This is a genomic window from Corallococcus aberystwythensis (assembly GCF_003612165.1).
In the GTDB taxonomy this organism is placed as follows: Bacteria; Myxococcota; Myxococcia; order Myxococcales; family Myxococcaceae; genus Corallococcus; species Corallococcus aberystwythensis.
This window is the reverse complement of sequence record NZ_RAWK01000540.1, coordinates 1-1,087: the sequence shown is the minus strand read 5'-3', so window position 1 is coordinate 1,087 and position 1,087 is coordinate 1. Positions and strand designations below refer to the sequence as shown.

Annotated in this window: 1 protein-coding gene; it reads right to left on the bottom strand. The window is 63.6% G+C overall.

Translation table 11 applies throughout. The annotated features are described in order from the left end of the window. Positions 1 to 98: 98 nt before the first annotated feature. On the bottom strand, positions 99 to 569 hold the full coding sequence (locus D7W81_RS41315; protein ID WP_244227802.1) for a type I restriction enzyme HsdR N-terminal domain-containing protein: 471 nt from the start codon (positions 567 to 569) through the stop codon (positions 99 to 101). Between the last annotated feature and the right edge of the window lie 518 nt (positions 570 to 1,087).

The window sequence follows — 1,087 nt, the reverse complement described above, 5'->3', positions numbered from 1 at the left end:
ACACGCGCGACTGGACGCCGATGGGCCCTGTCCGTCTCGGCCCCTCTCCGAACCTCACCCCGGCAGTGCAGGAGATGAAGCGCATCGGCTGAACCCTCTCACGCGACAACTACCTTGACGCTCACCGACTTCGTGTCCTCCAGGGAGAACGTGAAGAAGGGCTCCGGGTCCATGACGTTGGGGTTCTCCAGGTCTCCGAAGAACAGGTAGTGACACCCATCCGTGATGATGCCGAAGTGGAGTTCCGGGAGCTGGGAGAGGTATCGGGCCAGTTGCTGGGCGCGTGACTTGAGGTCCGTACCCAGGGGCTTGGTTTCGATGACGATGAGAGGCTTCTGGCCCGTCTGGTCGAAGATGGCGAAGTCCATCCGGTCAGGGAGCTTCTTCCCGTCGCCCTGGACGAAGTCCGCTGCGTACTCGAGACGAACCTCCCGGGGAAGACCGGGGTCGTAGCCAAGCAGCCGGATGAAGGGGACCACCAGGGCCAGCTTGGCGGTCTCTTCGTTGGTGATGAAAGCCTTGGAGTCCTGATAGCGCTTGACCAGCTCCAGCAATTGATTCGCGTCCACGGTATCTCCCCCCTGCAACCCGTCGAGCCCGGGCCGTGCCAGCAGTGTGCTCAGACTGGCAACGTCCAGGACTCCAATCCCCCTGGGTACCTTTGTCGATACCTCCTATGGGGGAGCACGGCTTTCAAGCCTCGTAAGTGAGGACGTCTCACCGTCAGCCGCAGTCAACGTCTGACAGCTTGCGCCAATGCAGGCACAAGCCTTGGCAAGCCCAGCTCCACAACCAGATCGCCAGTTGATCATGACCACGTCCTGGAACCCGAGGCTCTCCGCGAAGACGCACGTTTCAGGAGGCCCAATAGTGGGCCGCGCAGGTGGGCTTGAGTGGGAGGCCGCGAATGGGCCGAGGCGCCTGCCGGAGGCGACGTCGCCCAACTGGTCCGACTGTCGGACCAGTTCGTAACGCCTGGCGCCCGGGAGCGCGCTGTCCCAGCAGGCTTGCCCCGCGCGTCCATGTCAGACCCGTCTGGTTGGATGGGCGAAGCATGGGGCGAGGAGGCGGCGGGGATGGTGAGGGT